General features: G+C 69.2%; 15 protein-coding genes. 11 read left to right on the plus strand and 4 right to left on the minus strand.

Going from position 1 to position 16,451, the window contains the following annotated elements; all coding sequences use genetic code 11:
- Nucleotides 1-9: 9 nt before the first annotated feature.
- From HL658_RS19940 to HL658_RS19955, 4 genes are all read right to left on the minus strand, one after another.
- Nucleotides 10-540 carry an arsenate reductase (azurin) small subunit gene (locus HL658_RS19940; protein WP_180283969.1) on the minus strand — a complete coding sequence of 177 codons (531 nt, stop codon included), beginning with the start codon at nt 538-540 and terminating at the stop codon, nt 10-12.
- Nucleotides 541-742: 202 nt separating this feature from the next.
- Nucleotides 743-2,080 carry a sigma-54-dependent transcriptional regulator gene (locus HL658_RS19945; protein WP_180283968.1) on the minus strand — a complete coding sequence of 446 codons (1,338 nt, stop codon included), beginning with the start codon at nt 2,078-2,080 and terminating at the stop codon, nt 743-745.
- The gene (locus HL658_RS19950) at nt 2,067-3,527 is read right to left on the minus strand and encodes a sensor histidine kinase (protein WP_180283967.1); all 1,461 of its coding nucleotides are present in this window, start codon (nt 3,525-3,527) and stop codon (nt 2,067-2,069) included. The genes HL658_RS19945 and HL658_RS19950 overlap by 14 nt, the downstream gene beginning before the upstream one ends.
- Nucleotides 3,524-4,432, minus strand: coding sequence for a substrate-binding domain-containing protein (locus tag HL658_RS19955; protein ID WP_180283966.1), 909 nt, complete (start codon nt 4,430-4,432; stop codon nt 3,524-3,526). Before HL658_RS19955 ends, HL658_RS19950 begins: the two co-directional genes overlap by 4 nt.
- A 240-nt stretch (nt 4,433-4,672) precedes the next feature.
- Between HL658_RS19955 and HL658_RS38225 the strand changes: the two genes are divergently transcribed.
- The 11 genes from HL658_RS38225 to HL658_RS20010 all read left to right on the plus strand — a co-directional run bounded on the left by HL658_RS38225 (nt 4,673) and on the right by HL658_RS20010 (nt 16,443).
- Nucleotides 4,673-5,605: a metalloregulator ArsR/SmtB family transcription factor gene (locus HL658_RS38225; protein WP_180283965.1), complete on the plus strand. Its 933-nt coding sequence runs from the start codon at nt 4,673-4,675 to the stop codon at nt 5,603-5,605.
- A 30-nt stretch (nt 5,606-5,635) separates the two neighbouring features.
- Nucleotides 5,636-6,652 carry an ArsJ-associated glyceraldehyde-3-phosphate dehydrogenase gene (locus HL658_RS19965; protein WP_180283964.1) on the plus strand — a complete coding sequence of 339 codons (1,017 nt, stop codon included), beginning with the start codon at nt 5,636-5,638 and terminating at the stop codon, nt 6,650-6,652.
- 5 nt (nt 6,653-6,657) lie between these two features.
- Entirely contained in the window at nt 6,658-7,923 is a 1,266-nt protein-coding gene (gene arsJ, locus HL658_RS19970; RefSeq protein ID WP_180283963.1) for an organoarsenical effux MFS transporter ArsJ, read from the plus strand.
- 109 nt (nt 7,924-8,032) lie between these two features.
- Nucleotides 8,033-8,338, plus strand: coding sequence for an ArsR/SmtB family transcription factor (locus HL658_RS19975; protein ID WP_180283962.1), 306 nt, complete (start codon nt 8,033-8,035; stop codon nt 8,336-8,338).
- A gap of 148 nt (nt 8,339-8,486) precedes the next feature.
- Nucleotides 8,487-9,263 carry an arsenate reductase (glutaredoxin) gene (gene arsC / locus HL658_RS38230; RefSeq protein ID WP_180283961.1) on the plus strand — a complete coding sequence of 259 codons (777 nt, stop codon included), beginning with the start codon at nt 8,487-8,489 and terminating at the stop codon, nt 9,261-9,263.
- 69 nt (nt 9,264-9,332) lie between these two features.
- On the plus strand, nt 9,333-10,364 hold the full coding sequence (gene arsB / locus HL658_RS19985; RefSeq protein WP_180284166.1) for an ACR3 family arsenite efflux transporter: 1,032 nt from the start codon (nt 9,333-9,335) through the stop codon (nt 10,362-10,364).
- Nucleotides 10,365-10,380: 16 nt separating this feature from the next.
- Nucleotides 10,381-11,142 carry an arsenical resistance protein ArsH gene (gene arsH / locus HL658_RS19990; RefSeq protein WP_343055220.1) on the plus strand — a complete coding sequence of 254 codons (762 nt, stop codon included), beginning with the start codon at nt 10,381-10,383 and terminating at the stop codon, nt 11,140-11,142.
- A gap of 276 nt (nt 11,143-11,418) precedes the next feature.
- Nucleotides 11,419-12,795 carry an NAD(P)-binding domain-containing protein gene (locus tag HL658_RS19995; RefSeq protein ID WP_180283960.1) on the plus strand — a complete coding sequence of 459 codons (1,377 nt, stop codon included), beginning with the start codon at nt 11,419-11,421 and terminating at the stop codon, nt 12,793-12,795.
- Nucleotides 12,796-13,252: 457 nt separating this feature from the next.
- Nucleotides 13,253-13,603: a hypothetical protein gene (locus HL658_RS20000; RefSeq protein ID WP_180283959.1), complete on the plus strand. Its 351-nt coding sequence runs from the start codon at nt 13,253-13,255 to the stop codon at nt 13,601-13,603.
- 156 nt (nt 13,604-13,759) lie between these two features.
- Complete coding sequence (locus HL658_RS20005) at nt 13,760-14,452, plus strand: Spy/CpxP family protein refolding chaperone (protein ID WP_180283958.1); 693 nt, start codon at nt 13,760-13,762, stop codon at nt 14,450-14,452.
- A 269-nt stretch (nt 14,453-14,721) separates the two neighbouring features.
- Nucleotides 14,722-16,443, plus strand: coding sequence for an efflux RND transporter periplasmic adaptor subunit (locus HL658_RS20010; RefSeq protein WP_180283956.1), 1,722 nt, complete (start codon nt 14,722-14,724; stop codon nt 16,441-16,443).
- Nucleotides 16,444-16,451: the final 8 nt, after the last annotated feature.

Below are 16,451 nucleotides of genomic sequence, written 5' to 3' on the forward strand. Positions count from 1 at the left end.
CCTCTCCCTTCAGCCCTGCAGCACGTTGCGGGTGCGGCCGTAAATCAGCTCGTCCGCGCCGACGGCGCTGATGTCGCCCTTGGCATCCACGGTCAGACGGAACATCGGCAGATTCTGGGTGGCGTGGCCCCACACCTGCTGGCCTTCCTTCTCGCAGTCGAAGCGCGAGAAGTGACCGGGGCAGTTCAGCGTCCGGTCCTTGGCGTCGTAGGCGAGCGGGTAGCCCTTGTGCGGGCACAGGGTCGAGTAGGCGACGAGATCGCCGTCCGGTCCGGCCCCGCCCGGCACCCGGGCGCCGAGCTTCACCAGCACACCCGGCGAGTCCATGTCCGGATAGTGGATCGGCATCGGCTCGTTGACCTTCAGGTCCTTGATGTTGGCAAGGCGGCTGGTGGGATAATCGACCCGGGCGGCGGGCAGCGCCGCGCGGGCCGCGCCGGATGGCACCGCGGTGACGGCCGCGGCGCCGGCGGCGGCCAACGCGCCGCGGCCGAGGAACTGGCGGCGGCCGAGTTCCACGAGTTTCGGGCATTCCTTCATCGGGTGTCCTCCCCTGGTCTTGTCGTTGTCCGGCGCACATAGCACCCGGCGTGCCAGAGAGGACGTTTGCGCCGGGACCCCTTGGAATCGGCGGTTGGGAGGCGCCCGCATGTTCGATTTCCCGAACATCGGGGCCGGTGAACCCCGGAACGCCGGTCGCGGCCTGTTCGGGTTCCCGGATCCCCGGTGCGCGGGGCAGCGGCTACTCCGTTTGTTCCGCCGCGATCCCGAGGCGCCGCATCTTCTCCCACAGCGTCGTGCGCCCGACGCCGAGCAGGTCGGCGGCCCTGCCGAGTTGTCCGTCGGCACGGCGCAGGGTCACCAGGATGTGCGATCGCTCGCTCTCGTCGCGAACCGCCATCAGCGGCGGCCATCCGGTGCCGGTGCCGAAGCGGTCCACCACGTGCCGCTCGGGAAACAGGTCGTTGGCGCTGATCCAGGGGCCGGTCGCCAGGACCACCGCCCGCTCGATCCGGTTGCGCAGCTCCCGGACGTTGCCGGGCCAGTCGTGCTCCAGGGCGGCGGCCTCCGCCTGCGGCGTCAGCCGCTGGGCGGGGCGCCCGAATGCCTCGGCATACTGGTGCAGATAGGCCTGCAGCAGCGGCAGCACGTCGTCCGGCCGCTCCCGCAGCGGCGGCACCGCGACCGGAATGACGTTGAGGCGATAGTACAGGTCCCGACGGAATGTCCCGGCGCGCACGAGGCCGTCCAGGTCCGCGTTGGTGGCGCAGACCAGACGGGCCTGGAACGGAAGGGGCTTCTCGCCGCCGACCCGGAAGAACACCCGCTCCTGCACCAGCCGGAGAAGCTTGGCCTGGACCGGGTGCGGCAGCTCGCCGACCTCGTCGAGGAAGAGCACACCGTTGCCGGCGCGCTCGGCATAGCCGCGGTGGAGCGCGTGCGCCCCGGTGAACGCGCCCTTCTCGTGCCCGAACAGCTCGCTGTCGATGAGGTCGGGGGGAATGGCCGCGCAGTTCACGGCCATGAAGGGCGATGGCGCCCGCCGGGAGATCCGGTGGACGAAAGCGGCCGCCACCTCCTTGCCGACGCCGCTCTCTCCGGAGATCAGCAGCGTGCTGTCCACGTCCGCCACCCGGCGGAGCAGATGTTCGACCTGCCGGATCGCCGGCGACCTCCCGAGCGCCGCGTCCGGATCGTCGGGGCTGCGACCGCGCAGGAGTTCGGCGATGCGCGCCAGGAACTCCTCCACCACGAAGGGCTTCGTGAGGTAGTCGTCAGCCCCGGCGCGGACGAGGCGCACCGCCTGACCAATGTCGCCGAAGCCGGTCATGAACATCACCGGCGTGCCGCCCAGCCGCGGGAGCAGGGCCTGGAACAGCTCCTCGCCGGTCATGTCCGGCAGCCGGATGTCACAGAGCAGGAGGTCGGGACGCTGCGCGCCGAACCACTCCAGCGCCGCAGCACCGGTGGTCAGCCAGAGCGGGCGGTAGCCTTCGAGCGACAGCCGCTCCACCAGCGACTCTCCCATGATCGGGTCGTCCTCGACGATGGCGACGCGTGGAAGGTCATGCCGCGGCATCGGCCCGTCTCCCGTCCGGGAATGGAACGAACACGGTCACCCTGGTCCCGCCCGCCGGCCCGCGGCCGACCTCGACCCCGCCGCCCACCCGGTCGAGCAGCCGGGCGACCGTCCACAGCCCCAGCCCCCGCCCGCCCTGCGGCAGCGGCGCCGCCCCTTTGCCGCGCAGCAGCTCGGCGTCTTCCGCGGGCAGGCCCGCCCCGTCGTCCTGGACCGTAACGGCCAGCCCATGGTCCAGGGCGACGGCCGTCATCGCGACGGTTCCTCCCGGCGGCGAGGCGCGGCAGGCGTTCAGCAGCAGGTTCAGGGTCATCTGGCGCACCGCCGCGCCATCGGCGGGCATCGGCCCGTCCAGACGGTTCTCCCACGCGAGCGTCACGTGGCGGCGCTGCGCCTCATGGGCGATGAGGAAGCGGAGGTCGTCCAGATCCTCGGGCGTGGTCGCCACGGCACCGGGCGGCTCCTTGTAGGCGACGAGCGCGGCGCGCACCACGTTGCCGATCCCGCGCAGCCCGCGTTCCAGCAAGGCGGTCGAGCGTTGGCGCACGGCGGCGTCGTCACCGTGGCGCTTGAGCGTGTCCACCGCCGTCAGCATGCCGCCGAGCGGGTTGTTGACCTCGTGCGCCATGCCGGAGGCGAGCCGTCCGAGCAGCGCCAGCTTCTCCTCGTCGGCCAGGCGGGCGGCCAGCGCCTCACGCTCGGCGACCGCGCGCGCCATGGCGTTGAAGCGGTGGAACAGGCGGCCGAACTCGTTGCGCTCGCCGGCGATGAAGCGGCGGGGGATCGGCTCGGCCGTCCCGGTGCGCACCCGCTCCACATACTGGTCGAGGATGCCGAGCGGCCGCAGGATCCGGGCGACCAGCCCATAGCCCGCCGCGGCGAACAGGAGGATCAGCCCGCCATTGACCCCGGCGAGGGTTCCCAGCACCTCCCACCGGACGGCGATCAGCGGGGCCATGTCGATCTCGGTCAGGACGTGGCCGAGCGCGGCCCCGCCGCCGATCGGACGATGGAACCACGCGAGGCCGCGCTCGCCGTCGATGACGAGGTCGGCGCCCGGGTCGAGCCGTTCCCGCAACTCGGGCGGGAGGCTGGTCCCGACCGGAAGCAGCCGCGGGTCGGTGGCGGCCAGCACCGTGGCGTCGGGAAGCGTGACGACGAGGAGCCGGATGGTGCCGCCGCCGTCCCCCCGGCGCACCCGGTCGAGAATGTCGAAGGTCTCCCACACGTCCTGGCGCGCCACATGCGGCTGGAGCGCCAGGGCGAGGGCGTCGAGATGCGCGGCGGCGAGCTGGCGCAGGTGCAGTTCCTGGTCGGCCGTCAGTCGTGCCAGCACCGAGTAGGAGGCCATCGCGCCCACCATCGCCATGAGCACGGCGACAAGCAGCGGCACCGTCACGGTCAGCGGCCAGGCACGGGGCGAGGCGGGCAGGCGGACGCGCCTCATGCGTGCACCCTCACGAAGTCGTTCATGGCGGCGATCGGATCGAACAGCGACGGGGCCGTGACGACGAACCCGTCGAGGCGCAGCGTGCGCAGCACCGCGCGCCCGACGGGGTCGGACGGCATGCCCAGCAGCGCCTCCCCGATCATCCGGATCTCCGGAGCGTCCCGCCGCCCGGCGAGGCAGGCGATCGGCGGAAAACCGAGCCAGTCCGACCGGTGCAGGACACGGGTCCCGGCAACCAGGCCGGGCTCGGTCTCCGCCATGACGTCCCAGACATAGCCGTCCACGCTGCCGCTTTGGGCCAGCCCGCTGGCCACGGCGCGCACGACGTTGCGGTGCCCGTAGGTGAAGAAGCTGCGCCGGAAGAAACTGGCCGGTGTCTCCTTCATGATCGCCAGGAGATAGCGCGTGACCAGGAAGCCCGAGTTGCTGTCCGGATCGGAGAAGGCGTGCACATGCCCGCGCAGCCCGTCCAAACCGGCGGCCGGACCGTCCGTCTGCGCGATGACGTAGGACTGGTACAACGGACGCCCGCGGTAGACGGGAACCGCGACCAGGGAGAGCTGGTCGCGGAACTGCACGAAGGGAAAGCCGCAGATCCAGGCGGCATCGACCTGTCCGGTCAGCAGCAGCGTGGTGATCTCCTGGTAGGTGCGGCGCTTCACCAGCGCGACCGGACGCCCGAGCCGGCCCGTCAGAAACCGCTCGAGCGCGGTGAGGAGTTCGGTGTCCGAGTCCAGAAAGACCGGGGTCAGGCCAATGCGCAGGGGCGACGCGTCGGAGGGAACCGCCAGCGCCATCGCCGGGAGCGCCGACAGGATGGCGGCACCAAGCCCGCGCAGCATCGACCGGCGGCAGGGCACCGTGCCACCCGCATCATGCCTCGGAGCCTGCCGGCTCGGCATGTCTTCCTCCCTGCCGGTCCGGTTGGGGACGCCCCGGTACGCAGCGCGACGGGAGCATCCTCGGCTCCATTCGCTCGTCTTGCATACTATCAGTGACGCGATCGGAGTCGCAAGGATGCGGATGGACGCGTGCCGGTACGGTGTCCGACAACCCGGCGGTGCCGGACACCGGATCGCCGCGGACTTGGAGCGCTCCGTGGGTTCTTGACAGCGCCGGAATGATTCGATATTTCCCGAATTATGGACAAGAAGGCCGCCATCGCCGCGCTTGCGGCTCTCGCCCAGGACACCCGGCTGGACGTGTTCCGTCTGCTCATTCGGGCGGGCGGGAACGGAATGCCGGCTGGCGACATCGCGCGCACCGTCGGTGTGCCGCCGAACACATTGTCCAGCCACCTGGCCCTTTTGTCCCAGGCCGGGCTGGTGACACCGCGCCGGTCTGGTCGATCGATCATCTACCAGGCGCAGTTCGACGGCATGCGCGACCTCCTGGTCTTCCTGACGGAAGACTGCTGCCAGGGTCACCCGGAGGTCTGCGGCCCTTCCCTGTCCGTTCTGGCCGACGCTGCCTGTCCGCCCGGCCGGCGCGCCGAACATCCCGACTGTTCCTCTCCCGCCATAAGGAACGATTCCATGCCGATCCATCAGAAGCCGACGAGGCCGTACAACGTCCTGTTCCTGTGCACGGGGAACTCGGCGCGCAGCATCATGGCGGAGTGTGCGCTGACCCGCTGGGGCCAGGGCCGTTTCGTCGCCTACAGCGCCGGCAGCATGCCGCGCGGCACGGTGCACCCGATGACGCTGGAGTTGCTGGGCCGACTGAATTTCAAGACGGACAACCTGCGCTCGAAGAACTGGAACGAATTCGCCGCACCGGGGGCGCCGGAGCTGGACTTCGTGTTCACCGTCTGCGATCAGGCGGCCGGTGAACCCTGCCCGGTTTGGCCGGGGCAGCCGATGACGGCCCATTGGGGAATCGAGGACCCGGTCGCTTTCGAAGGTCCGGAGGAAAAGAAGCTCCAGGCGTTCAAGCGCGCTTACCTGGAACTCGACAACCGCATCAAGATTTTCGCCAATCTCCGCCTCGAGGGCCTTGATCGGCTGAGCCTGAAGAACCGGCTCGCCGAGATCGGAAAGGTCCGCCTGTCCGACAGCGAGTTGGCGGCCGGCTGACCACGACAACGCACATCGGGAGGCATCGGCATGGCCATCCGCGTCGGCATCAACGGGTTCGGCCGAATGGGGCGGCTGGCCTGCCGGGCCGCTTTCGACCGCAGCCTGTTCGAGATCGTGCACATAAACGAGGTCAAGGGTGGGCCGGAGGCCGCCGCCCATCTTCTGGAGTTCGACAGCGTGCATGGCCGGTGGCCGACACCGGTCGCCGTGAAGGACGAGGGTCTCGCCGTCGCAGGACGACGGATCGGCTTCACCCGGCATGCACGGCCGGCGGACATCCCGTGGCGGGATCTGGGTGTGGATCTGGTGATCGAAAGTTCGGGCAGGTTCGTCACGACCGAGTCGAACCGCCCCCACTTCGAAAACGGAGCGCGCAAGGTTGTGGTGGCGGCCCCGGTCAAGACGCCGGGCGCGCTCAACATCGTGATGGGCATCAACGACCACGGCTATGACCCGGCCCGCCACGACCTCGTCACCGCGGCGTCCTGCACCACCAACTGCCTGGCTCCGATGGTGAAGGTGGTGCACGAGGCGATCGGCATCCGCCACGGCGTGATCACCACCATCCACGACGTGACCAACACCCAGGTCGTCGTGGACGCCCCGCACAAGGACCTGCGCCGGGCGCGTTCGGCGCTGATGTCCCTGATACCGACCTCGACGGGGTCGGCCACCGCGATCACGCTCATCTACCCGGAGCTGAAGGGGAAGCTGAGCGGCATGGCGGTGCGGGTGCCGCTGCTCAACGCCTCCATCACCGACGCGGTCTTCGAGATGGCGCGACCGACGACGGCCGAGGAGGTCAACGCCCTGTTCCGCGACGCCGCCCAGGGGCCGTTGACAGGCATCCTGGGCTATGAGGAGCGCCCGCTGGTGTCCGTCGACTTCCGTTCGGACCCGCGCTCGGCCGTGATCGACGCGCTCTCGACCATGGTGGTGGACGGCACGCAGGTGAAACTGATCGGCTGGTACGACAACGAAATGGGCTACGCCCACCGCCTGGCGGAATTGGCCGCCAAGGTCGCCCGCTCGCTGGAGATCTGACCGCCATGGAAGCCGGCAAGGCGGACCTGCGCAACTACGTGATCGTCACCGCCGCGTACTGGGGGTTCACCCTCACCGACGGCGCGCTGCGCATGCTGGTGCTTCTGCACTTCCACGCGCTGGGGTACACGCCGTTCCAGCTCGCCTTCCTGTTCGTTCTGTACGAGTTCTTCGGCATCGTGACGAATCTGATCGGCGGATGGATCGGCAGCCGGCTGGGGCTGAAGGTCACCCTGTTCGCCGGGCTGGCGTTGCAGGTTGCGGCACTCGTCATGCTGTCGCTGGTCGATCCCGGATGGACGCTGGCGCTGTCGGTCGCCTATGTGGTGGCGGCGCAAGGCTTGGCGGGCATTGCCAAGGACCTCACGAAGATGAGTTCCAAGAGCGCCATCAAGCTCGTCGTGCCGGACGACAAGAGCGGCGCCCTGTTCCGCTGGGTGGCGTTGCTGACCGGCTCCAAGAACGCGCTGAAGGGGGTGGGATTCTTCCTTGGCGGCCTGCTGCTCTCCACCATGGGGTTCCGGGCGGGGTTGTGGGCCATGGCCGGTGGGCTGGCCGTGGTGCTGGTCGCCTCGGTGACGCTGCTGCGGGGCGATTTCGGCCGGTCCAAGGCCAAGGTGAAATTCACCCAGCTCCTCTCGAAGACGCCGGCCATCAACCTGCTGTCGGCAGCGCGCTTCTTCCTGTTCGGTGCGCGCGACGTGTGGTTCGTGGTGGGCGTGCCGGTCTTCCTGACCGACCGGCTCGGCTGGTCCGCAGCGGAGGTCGGCAGCTTTCTGGCGGCCTGGGTGATCGGCTACGGCGTGGTGCAGGCATCGGCGCCGGGCTTCGTCGCACGGTCACCGGACGGTGTGTCCGCCGAGGTGAAGGCGGCGCGCATCTGGGCCCTGGTCCTGATGCTCATCCCGATCGGATTGGCGGCCGCCCTTGCCGCCGGCTTCGATCCGGCGCTCAGCGTCGTCATCGGGCTCGGCCTGTTCGGCGTGGCCTTCGCGGTGAACTCGTCGGTCCATTCCTACCTGATCCTGGCCTACACCGACGCCGACAAGGTGGCGCTGAACGTCGGCTTCTACTACATGGCCAACGCCGGCGGACGGCTGGCGGGCTCGCTGCTCAGCGGCCTGTCCTATCAGTTCGGCGGGTTGGCCGGTTGCCTCGCGGTGGCGGCCGCGTTGGTCTTCGCCTCGTTCCTGGTCACGCTTCTGCTTCCGGCCACACGCCCGCGGATGCCGGCGTCCGCCGGACTGGCGGCCCTGTCCGACAGCCCCTGATCGGGCTTCCGGACGTGCACCCCACCCAACGTGCCGGGACGCGCGGTGCGATTTCCGTATTTCCACGAACAACGTTGAATCACGCGGAGCGCCGGGTCATCTTCGGAGAATGACCATCGAACGCACCGCGGAACGGCTTGAAGCGCTTGGGCATGTCACCCGGCTGGAGATCTATCGGCATCTCGTCCGCGCCGGCGGGGACGGGCTGGCCGTCGGCGATCTGCAAAAGCGTGTCGGCATCCCGCTCACGACCTTGTCGCATCACCTGCGCAAGCTGGTCCTGGTCGATCTGGTCACCCAGGAACGGCGCGGCACGACGCTGATCTGCCGCGCGAACTACGCGGTCATGCAGGCCGTGCTCAGCTTCATGACCGAGGAATGCTGTGCCGACGCCAAGGGGTGCAGGGCCGAATGAGCGGCCCGGCGGTTCCGGTTTGGGCCTGAGCCGGCGCTGAACATCGCGGCGCCGGTTGTTGACACCGCCGCTCGCGCGCTATATTTTGATGGTTATGGAAGAATAAAAATATATGGCTGTTCCATGACCGCTGCGTGAGGGCTTCACATTGGAGAAGAAGGCCGTTCTGGCCGCCTTGACCGCCTTGTCGCAGGAAACCCGCCTGGACATCTTCCGCCTGCTGGTCCAATCGGGTCCTGAAGGGCGCGCCGCGGGCGCCATCGCCGAAACGCTGGGCGTGACCCCGGCCACCCTTTCGTTCCATCTGAACCAGCTCACCCACGCCGGCCTGATCATGCAGCAGCGTGAGGGCCGGTCGCTGATCTACTCCGCCGACTTCACGCGGATGGACGGCCTCATCGGCTTTCTGGTCGAGAACTGCTGCGGAAGACCAACGAATGCGGTTCGGTTCGGAAGAGTGTGCGCCCCGACACCGGCGATAGCCAACGAGGGTGCTCCAATGACCGACGTCACCATCTACCACAACCCGGAGTGCGGAACGTCGCGCAACACGCTGGGCCTGATCCGCAACAGCGGTGTCGAGCCGACCGTCATCGAGTATCTGAAGACGCCACCCGACCGCGAGGCGCTGGCCGACCTCGTCCGCCGCATGGGCGTTCCGCTGCGCGAGGTGCTGCGCCGCAAGGGCACGCCCTTCGACGAGCTCGGGCTGGACGACCCGTCGCTGACCGACGGCCAGCTGCTCGACGCCATGATGGCGCACCCCAGCCTCATCAACCGGCCCATCGTCGTGACGCCGCTCGGGGTGCGCCTGTGCCGCCCGTCGGAGGCGGTGCTGGACATCCTCCCCGACCCGCAACGCGGCCCCTTCACGAAGGAGGACGGCGAGCGCGTCGTGGACGGGTCCGGGAACCGCATTCTCTGAATCAGGACAGGAACCATGACGGCTGACGTCTCCAGCGACGGCAGGGCTGCCCCGGCGGCCCGCCCTCCCATGAGCACCTTCGAACGATACCTGAGCGTCTGGGTGGCGCTGTGCATCGTGGTCGGGATCGGGCTCGGCCATCTGGTGCCGGGCCTGTTCCGGACGATCGCGGCGGCCGAGCTGGCGAATGTCAACCTGCCGGTGGCGGTGCTGATCTGGCTGATGATCGTGCCGATGCTGCTGAAGATCGACCTCGGCGCCCTTGGGCAGGTCAGGGAGCACTGGCGCGGCGTCGGGGTGACGCTGTTCATCAACTGGGCGGTCAAGCCCTTCTCGATGGCGCTGCTCGGCACCCTGTTCATCGGCCACCTGTTCGCGCCGCTGCTGCCCCAGGACCAGATTCCGTCCTACATCGCGGGCCTCATCCTGCTGGCCGCGGCGCCGTGCACGGCCATGGTCTTCGTCTGGTCGAACCTGTGCGAGGGGGAGCCGCATTACACGCTGAGCCAGGTCGCGCTCAACGACATCATCATGGTCTTCGCCTTCGCCCCGCTGGTAGGGCTGCTGCTGGGTGTGGCGTCGATCACGGTGCCGTGGGACACGCTGCTGCTGTCGGTGGCGCTCTACATCGTGATCCCGGTGGGCGCGGCCCAGCTTTGGCGCCGCCAGCTGCTGGCCACCGGCGGCGACGGCGCGCTGAAGCGCACCCTGGACCTGATCCAGCCGGTTTCGCTGGTGGCGCTGCTGACAACGCTGGTGCTGCTGTTCGGCTTCCAGGGCGAGCGGATCCTGGCGCAGCCGCTGGTCATCCTGCTGCTGGCCGTGCCCATCCTGATCCAGGTCTACTTCAACGCCGGCCTCGCCTACTGGCTCTCGCGCCGCTTCGGCGTGGCCTGGTGCGTGGCGGCCCCGGCTGCGCTGATCGGCGCCTCCAACTTCTTCGAGCTCGCCGTTGCCGCCGCCATCAGCCTGTTCGGGCTGGGATCGGGGGCGGCGCTGGCGACCGTGGTCGGGGTGCTGGTGGAGGTGCCTGTGATGCTGTCCGTGGTGACGATCGTGAAGGCCACCAGGCCCTGGTACGAGCGCGCCGGACGGGCGTAGAGAGGGAGGCGAGACCGTGTCCGACGTTGACGGTTCCGGGAACGACCCGTTTCCCAGCCTGGACGAGCGTTTCCTCGACCTGCCCGACCTGGGGAAACTCACCCCGGAGTGCGTTTCCACGCACCCACCGCGCATCCTGCTGCTCTACGGCTCCCTGCGCGAGCGCTCGTACAGCCGCTTCCTGGCCGAGGAGGCCGCCCGCCTCCTTCGCCGCATGGGTGCCGAGACGAGGATCTTCGATCCGCGCGACCTGCCGCTGCCCGACAGCGTGCCCGCCGACCATCCCAAGGTCGCCGAACTGCGGGCGCTGTCCCAATGGTCCGAGGGGCAGGTCTGGGTCAGCCCGGAGCGGCACGGCACCCTCACCGGCGTCCTGAAGTGCCAGATCGACTGGCTGCCGCTGGAGAGCGGCGGTGTCCGACCGACCCAGGGGCGTACGCTTGCCGTCATGCAGGTCTCGGGCGGATCGCAGTCGTTCAACGCGGTCAACGCGATGCGGGTGCTCGGCCGCTGGATGCGCATGGTGACCATCCCGAACCAGTCGTCGGTCGCCAAGGCGTTCCAGGAGTTCGACGATCAGGGCCGGATGAAGCCCTCGCCCTACTACGACCGGGTCGTCGATGTCGTGGAGGAGCTGTTCAAGTTCACCCTCCTCGTCCGCGACCGGAGCGAATACCTGACCGACCGCTACAGCGAGCGCCGCGAGGCGTCCCTGAAGGCGGCGACCGAGGCGCAGAGCCTCGCCGCCACGGCGATGAGCGGCGGGAAGACAGCGTAGGGTTCCACGGCGGGCGACGCTGATGGCCGGATCCCCGTGACCGCCGCTCGCGCGCAGGCTCCAGTATTTCGACGATGATCGAAATTCGGATTGACGGCTCTTTGCCGCCCTGCTATTCCAATGATCATTGAAATTCGATCCATGGCCGCGCGCCGTGGGAACCGTGCAGCCTTCACCCGCGGGGGGCGGCTTGCATGATCGCCGGTCAATATTCCTGTATTCTTGGGAATATCGAATACATGAGGCCTTTCCCTGATTCCCGAAAGGAGTGACATCATGATCGACACCTCACTTCCTGTTGCCGTGATCGGGGCCGGGCCGGTCGGGCTGGCCGCCGCCGCTCATCTGCTGGCTCGCGGGCTGGTCCCGCTGGTGCTGGAGGCGGCGCCCGCGGTGGCGGCCAACATGCGCGATTGGGGGCACGTACGGGTCTTCTCGCCCTGGCGGTACAACATCGACCGTGCAGCCAGGACCCTGCTCGAACGGTCGGGCTGGATCGCGCCCGACCCCGATGAGGTGCCGACCGGACGCGAGATCGTCGAGTCGTACCTCCAGCCCCTGGCGTCCTTGCCGGCATTGTCCGCGCACCTTCGGCTCGGCCACTGCGTGGTGGCGGTCAGCCGCCAGCGCATGGACAAGGTGAAGACCGCCGGGCGTGACTCGTCGCCCTTCGTGATCCGCGTCACCACCCCCGATGGCGAGCTCGAATTCCAGGCGGCCGCGATCCTCGATGCGTCCGGCACTTGGTCCACACCCAATCCCATGGGCGCCAACGGTCTTCCGGCGAAGGGGGAGGCGGCCCACAGGGACCGGATCCAGTACGGCATTCCCGATGTGCTGGGGAGCTTGCGGGGCCGCTACGCCGGTCGCCGGACGGTGGTCGTGGGCTCCGGCCACTCCGCGGCGAACGCCCTTCTGGATCTCGCACGGCTGGCGGTGCAGGAGCCCGGCACGAGGGTGGTATGGGCGGTGCGCGGCACCGATCTGCGGCGGGCCTTCGGCGGCGGCGACGCCGACGCGCTGGCGGCGCGCGGCGCCCTTGGCACGGCGCTCGGCAACCTCCACGCCAGCGGCAGCCTCGAACCGGTCGCCGGCTTCCGGGCGGCCGAGGTCTCCCTGGTGAACGGACAGCTGACGCTCGGGAGCGACGACGGGCGACGCATCGACGCGGTGGACGAGGTCATCGTGGCAACCGGCCAGCGCCCCGATCTGACACCGCTGCGCGAGCTGCGCCTGAAGCTTGACCCATGGCTGGAGTGCACGGAGGCGCTCGGCCCGCTGATCGACCCCAACCTGCACAGTTGCGGCACGGTACGGCCGCACGGCGTGCGCGAGCTCTCCCACCCCGAGCCCGGCTTCTACACGGTGGGCATCAAGAGCTACGGCCGCGCACCCACCTTCCTGATGGCGACCGGTTACGAGCAGGTCCGCTCCATCGCCGCCTTCCTTGCAGGGGATCTTGAAGCTGCCCATGACGTGCAATTGGACTTGCCCGAGACCGGCGTCTGCAGCTCCGACCCCGGTGCGGATTCGGTCGAGGACGCCACGGGCGTTTGCTGTGGCGGCCCCGCTCCCGCCGATCTGAATGCCTGCTGCGCAGAGGACGCACGGGTGAAAATGGCCGGTCGCTTGGGCTGTGGGTGTGGGGACTAGCAACCTCCGACGGTTCACGCTTCCGGCGGTCTGGATCTGAGCTCCCTTCGAAGCGGGTTTTCGGACCAGCCGCCAAGACCAACCGCAGTGGCCAGTCGTGGCGATCAAAACACCTTCACGCCCCCATGGCCTTTGGCCGCAATCATCCCGAACCCTGCAAGGTGCCCGTGCAACCCGTTGATCAGCGTGGTTCGCTGCCGCACCAGCACGTCCATGGGCGGCCCCTCCGAGCTGGTTTCTTCGACGGCAGCAGCTTGCACCCGATTCAAGAAGGTGGAAGGGCCGTCCACCACATCAGCTCGAGCCTCATGGTTTTTCGAGGTGCCAGGTTGCGGGAACCAGGGAATGGTTCTAGTCTTCCGGATAGGTCGCTGGGCACTCCGGTGTCGCACGACCTGCACCGGATGAGGCAATCGCCATGTGGCGCGGAACACGGTCGACGGTGAGGAGGGTGGTGGTGAGCCTGCTGATGCTGGCCACGCTGCTCGTCTATGCCGTTCCGGGCCACGCCAGCCTCCTGCCTCACCACCAGGCTCCGGCACCGCACGAACACGTCCTGGCTGACGATATGGGTGACTCTGTCGTCAGTGTTTCCGACCACGAGCACGAGCAAGCCCCCTGCGGGGATCTCGGCCTGTTGGATGAGGGGGCCTGCTGTAGCGTCGCCCAGTGCGTCACCATGCACGGCGGCCTCCCCGCGGTGGTGGTCGAGGCGTTTATCCCGCGTCCGGATACGTCCGTGCATCTGCCTGTCCTGGCCACGCCGGACGGAATCGGCATCGACCCGGCCCTCCGCCCTCCGCTCTGACCATCTGACGCCACGAGTCTGCCCGCGCCCGACCCGAGCCTCGGCTTGGAGAAGGACGCGGGTCCGGCCCTCGTGCGCTTGGCTTTTGCGTCCCCGGCGCTCCGGCTTGGAGTCCGTCCGGGATGGCTCGAACCCGATGTTCAGAAGGAGGACGCCATGTCGTCCCTCATCCACAAGATGCTCCCGGCACTCGCGCTGACCGCCATGATGTCGGTCGCCCAGGCCCAGACCACCACCAACCAGGACCACGACGCCCATCATCCCGACGGCGCCGCGGCCACGACGCAGGCCCAGCCGGCTCCGGCTCCGGCCCAGGCCACCCCCACGCACCCGACTCCGGGCGCGAAGCCCGGCATGATGATGAACATGGACCGGATGCGCCCGATGATGGGCGGCATGTCGTGCCAGCAGGACGGCCAATCCGGTATGACGGGGCCCGGTATGACTGGGCCCGGCATGATGGAGTCCGGCATGATGTCCTCGATGCACCGGACGATGATGGGGCAGCAGGGCGCGATGGGCTTGCCCTTCGAGCACGTCGAAGGCCGCATCGCCTTCCTGAAGGCCGAACTCGGGATCACCGACGCCCAGGCGCAGCCGTGGAACGCCTTCGCCGATGCCCTTCGGGCGAGCGCCAACGCCCATCGGGCGGTGCACGAGCGGATGACCAGGGGCGGCATGCCGTCCTCCTGGCCCGACCGCCTGGCGTTCCAGCAGAAGGCGCTCTCCGCCCGGCTCGACGCCGTGAAAGCCCTCGCGGCGGCCGCCGAACCGCTTTACGCCGTGCTGACCGACGGGCAGAAGAAGCTCGCGGACACGCTGCTCACCGGCCCCATGGGCGCGATGTGAGGAGGCGGCCATGACGCACTACGGACACACCCACCACGGGCCGGAGCCGGGCACGCCCCGGTGCCGGACCTGGACCGGCCCGGCCGGACTCGGAACGGCCGCTTCGGCGGCCCTGTACCTGTCGCTCCTCCACGTCGCCCACGGGCACGGTGGAACGGGCAAAGGCGGCACGGGTGCCGGAGGCGAGGGCTGATGGCACCCTGGACCGTCGAAGCGGCGATCCGTCCGGCCCGCCATGCCCGTTCGAACCAGTCACCCGGAGGTCTGCCATGAGCGTCCGGCGCCTTCTTGCCGCCGCCGCGGTCGCCGCGAGCGTCACCGCGTCGGTCGCAGCCCCCGTCCTGGCCCACGAAGGGCACGCGCACGGTGGCGAGGAGCCGAAACCGGTCGTCGCGATGGCCGCCCCCACCCTGGAGACGTCCTCCGCGGACTTCGAGCTGGTCGCGGTCGCCCAGGGAAGGATCTTGCTCGTCTACCTGGACCGCTTCACCACCAACGAACCGGTGAACGGCGCCGTCGTCGAGATCACCGCGGATGGTGAGGCCATGACCGCATCCCCGGTGTCCGGAGAGGAAGGCGTGTACCGGCTCGAAGCCGGGTGGCTGTCGAAGCCCGGAGCACACGATCTCACCGTCTCGATCACCGCCGCCGATGCGTCCGACCTGCTGATCGGAACCTTGGAGATTCCGGCGACCGCGGCCGTGGCGACGGCCACCGGAACCCGCGGCGGCGTCTCCGACGTGCTCGCGCGGGTGCGTCAGGATTCCGGCCTGCTGCTCGGCGCCGCGATGGTCTTCCTGCTCGGCGTGCTGACCACCGTCGCCCTGACCCAGCGCGGGCGTCCGCGCGCGGTTGCCGGGGCGGTCCTGATCGGGCTCGGCCTGCTGCTGGCCGGCGGCACCGCCTTCGCCCACGGCGACGAGGACCACGGCCAGGATGACAAGGGCAAGTCCCCCGCGGCTATCCCGTCCACGGCGCCGACCGGTGCATCGGAGAGTCCGCGGCGCCTGCCGGACGGCAGCCTGTACGTGCCGAAGCCATCGCAACGCCTGCTGTCGATCCGTACGACGGTCGCCAGGTCGCAGGAGGCGGCGCGGACGGTCCAGCTGATCGGCCAGATCGCCGCCGACCCGAACGGCGGCGGCCATGTCCAAGCCACGCAGATCGGCCGCATCGAACCGGGCGACAAGGGACTGCCCTACGTCGGCCAGCGGGTCGAGGCCGGGCAGATCCTGGCCTACATCGCTGCGGCGGTGAACATCGTCGACCGGAGCGGCATCCAGCAGCAGATCGCCATCGTCGAGCAGGAGCTCGTCATCGCCGAATCCCGCCTCCAGCGCCTGAGGAAGCTGGAAGGGAGCGTTCCCCAGCGCGACATCGAGGAGGCCGAGGCCACCCTCAACGGCCTGCGCAAGCGCCGGGCCGCCCTGTCGCCGACCCTGACCACCAAGGAGGCGCTGCGCGCGCCCATCTCCGGCATCGTGACCGCGAACAACGTGAAGGTCGGACAGGTCATCGACGGCCGCGATCAGGTCCTCTTCGAGATCGTCGATCCCGCACGCCTGATGATCGAGGCCGTCGCCTTCGATCCCCGGGTCGCGAACACCGTCCACATGGCGTCGGCGACGACCGCCGACGGCGTGACTCTGGCGCTGGAGCACCTCGGCCACAGTCTGGCGCTGCGTCAGCAGGCCATCCCGCTGCTGTTCCGGATCATCGCCCCGCCCCAAGGACTGGCCGTCGGCCAGCCGGTGCGCATCGTCGCGCAAATCCAGGGCATGGCGTCCGGTATCGTGCTGCCCCGCAAAAGCGTCGTGCGCAGCGGCAGCGGTCAGCCGATCGTCTGGCAGCACGAGTCGCCGCAACGCTTCGTCGCCCGGCCGGTGCGCACGCAGCCGGTCGACGCCAACACCGTGCTGGTTCTCGCGGGCGTCGAACCGGAGGCGCGCATCGTGACCGACGGCGCCGGTCTCCTCAACCAGGTCCGGTGAGGAGCCGC

The sequence above is a fragment of the Azospirillum oleiclasticum genome, from assembly GCF_013423485.1.
Lineage (GTDB): Bacteria > Pseudomonadota > Alphaproteobacteria > Azospirillales > Azospirillaceae > Azospirillum > Azospirillum oleiclasticum.

Excerpts from the sequence above, each read along its gene's own strand:
- HL658_RS19940 (WP_180283969.1), bottom strand. The coding sequence starts at position 540 with ATGAAGGAATGCCCGAAACTCGTGGAACTCGGCCGCCGCCAGTTCCTC.
- HL658_RS19945 (WP_180283968.1), bottom strand. The coding sequence starts at position 2,080 with ATGCCGCGGCATGACCTTCCACGCGTCGCCATCGTCGAGGACGACCCG.
- HL658_RS19950 (WP_180283967.1), bottom strand. The coding sequence starts at position 3,527 with ATGAGGCGCGTCCGCCTGCCCGCCTCGCCCCGTGCCTGGCCGCTGACC.
- HL658_RS19955 (WP_180283966.1), bottom strand. The coding sequence starts at position 4,432 with ATGCCGAGCCGGCAGGCTCCGAGGCATGATGCGGGTGGCACGGTGCCC.
- HL658_RS38225 (WP_180283965.1), top strand. The coding sequence starts at position 4,673 with ATGGACAAGAAGGCCGCCATCGCCGCGCTTGCGGCTCTCGCCCAGGAC.
- HL658_RS19965 (WP_180283964.1), top strand. The coding sequence starts at position 5,636 with ATGGCCATCCGCGTCGGCATCAACGGGTTCGGCCGAATGGGGCGGCTG.
- arsJ (WP_180283963.1), top strand. The coding sequence starts at position 6,658 with ATGGAAGCCGGCAAGGCGGACCTGCGCAACTACGTGATCGTCACCGCC.
- HL658_RS19975 (WP_180283962.1), top strand. The coding sequence starts at position 8,033 with ATGACCATCGAACGCACCGCGGAACGGCTTGAAGCGCTTGGGCATGTC.
- arsB (WP_180284166.1), top strand. The coding sequence starts at position 9,333 with ATGAGCACCTTCGAACGATACCTGAGCGTCTGGGTGGCGCTGTGCATC.
- HL658_RS19995 (WP_180283960.1), top strand. The coding sequence starts at position 11,419 with ATGATCGACACCTCACTTCCTGTTGCCGTGATCGGGGCCGGGCCGGTC.
- HL658_RS20005 (WP_180283958.1), top strand. The coding sequence starts at position 13,760 with ATGTCGTCCCTCATCCACAAGATGCTCCCGGCACTCGCGCTGACCGCC.
- HL658_RS20010 (WP_180283956.1), top strand. The coding sequence starts at position 14,722 with ATGAGCGTCCGGCGCCTTCTTGCCGCCGCCGCGGTCGCCGCGAGCGTC.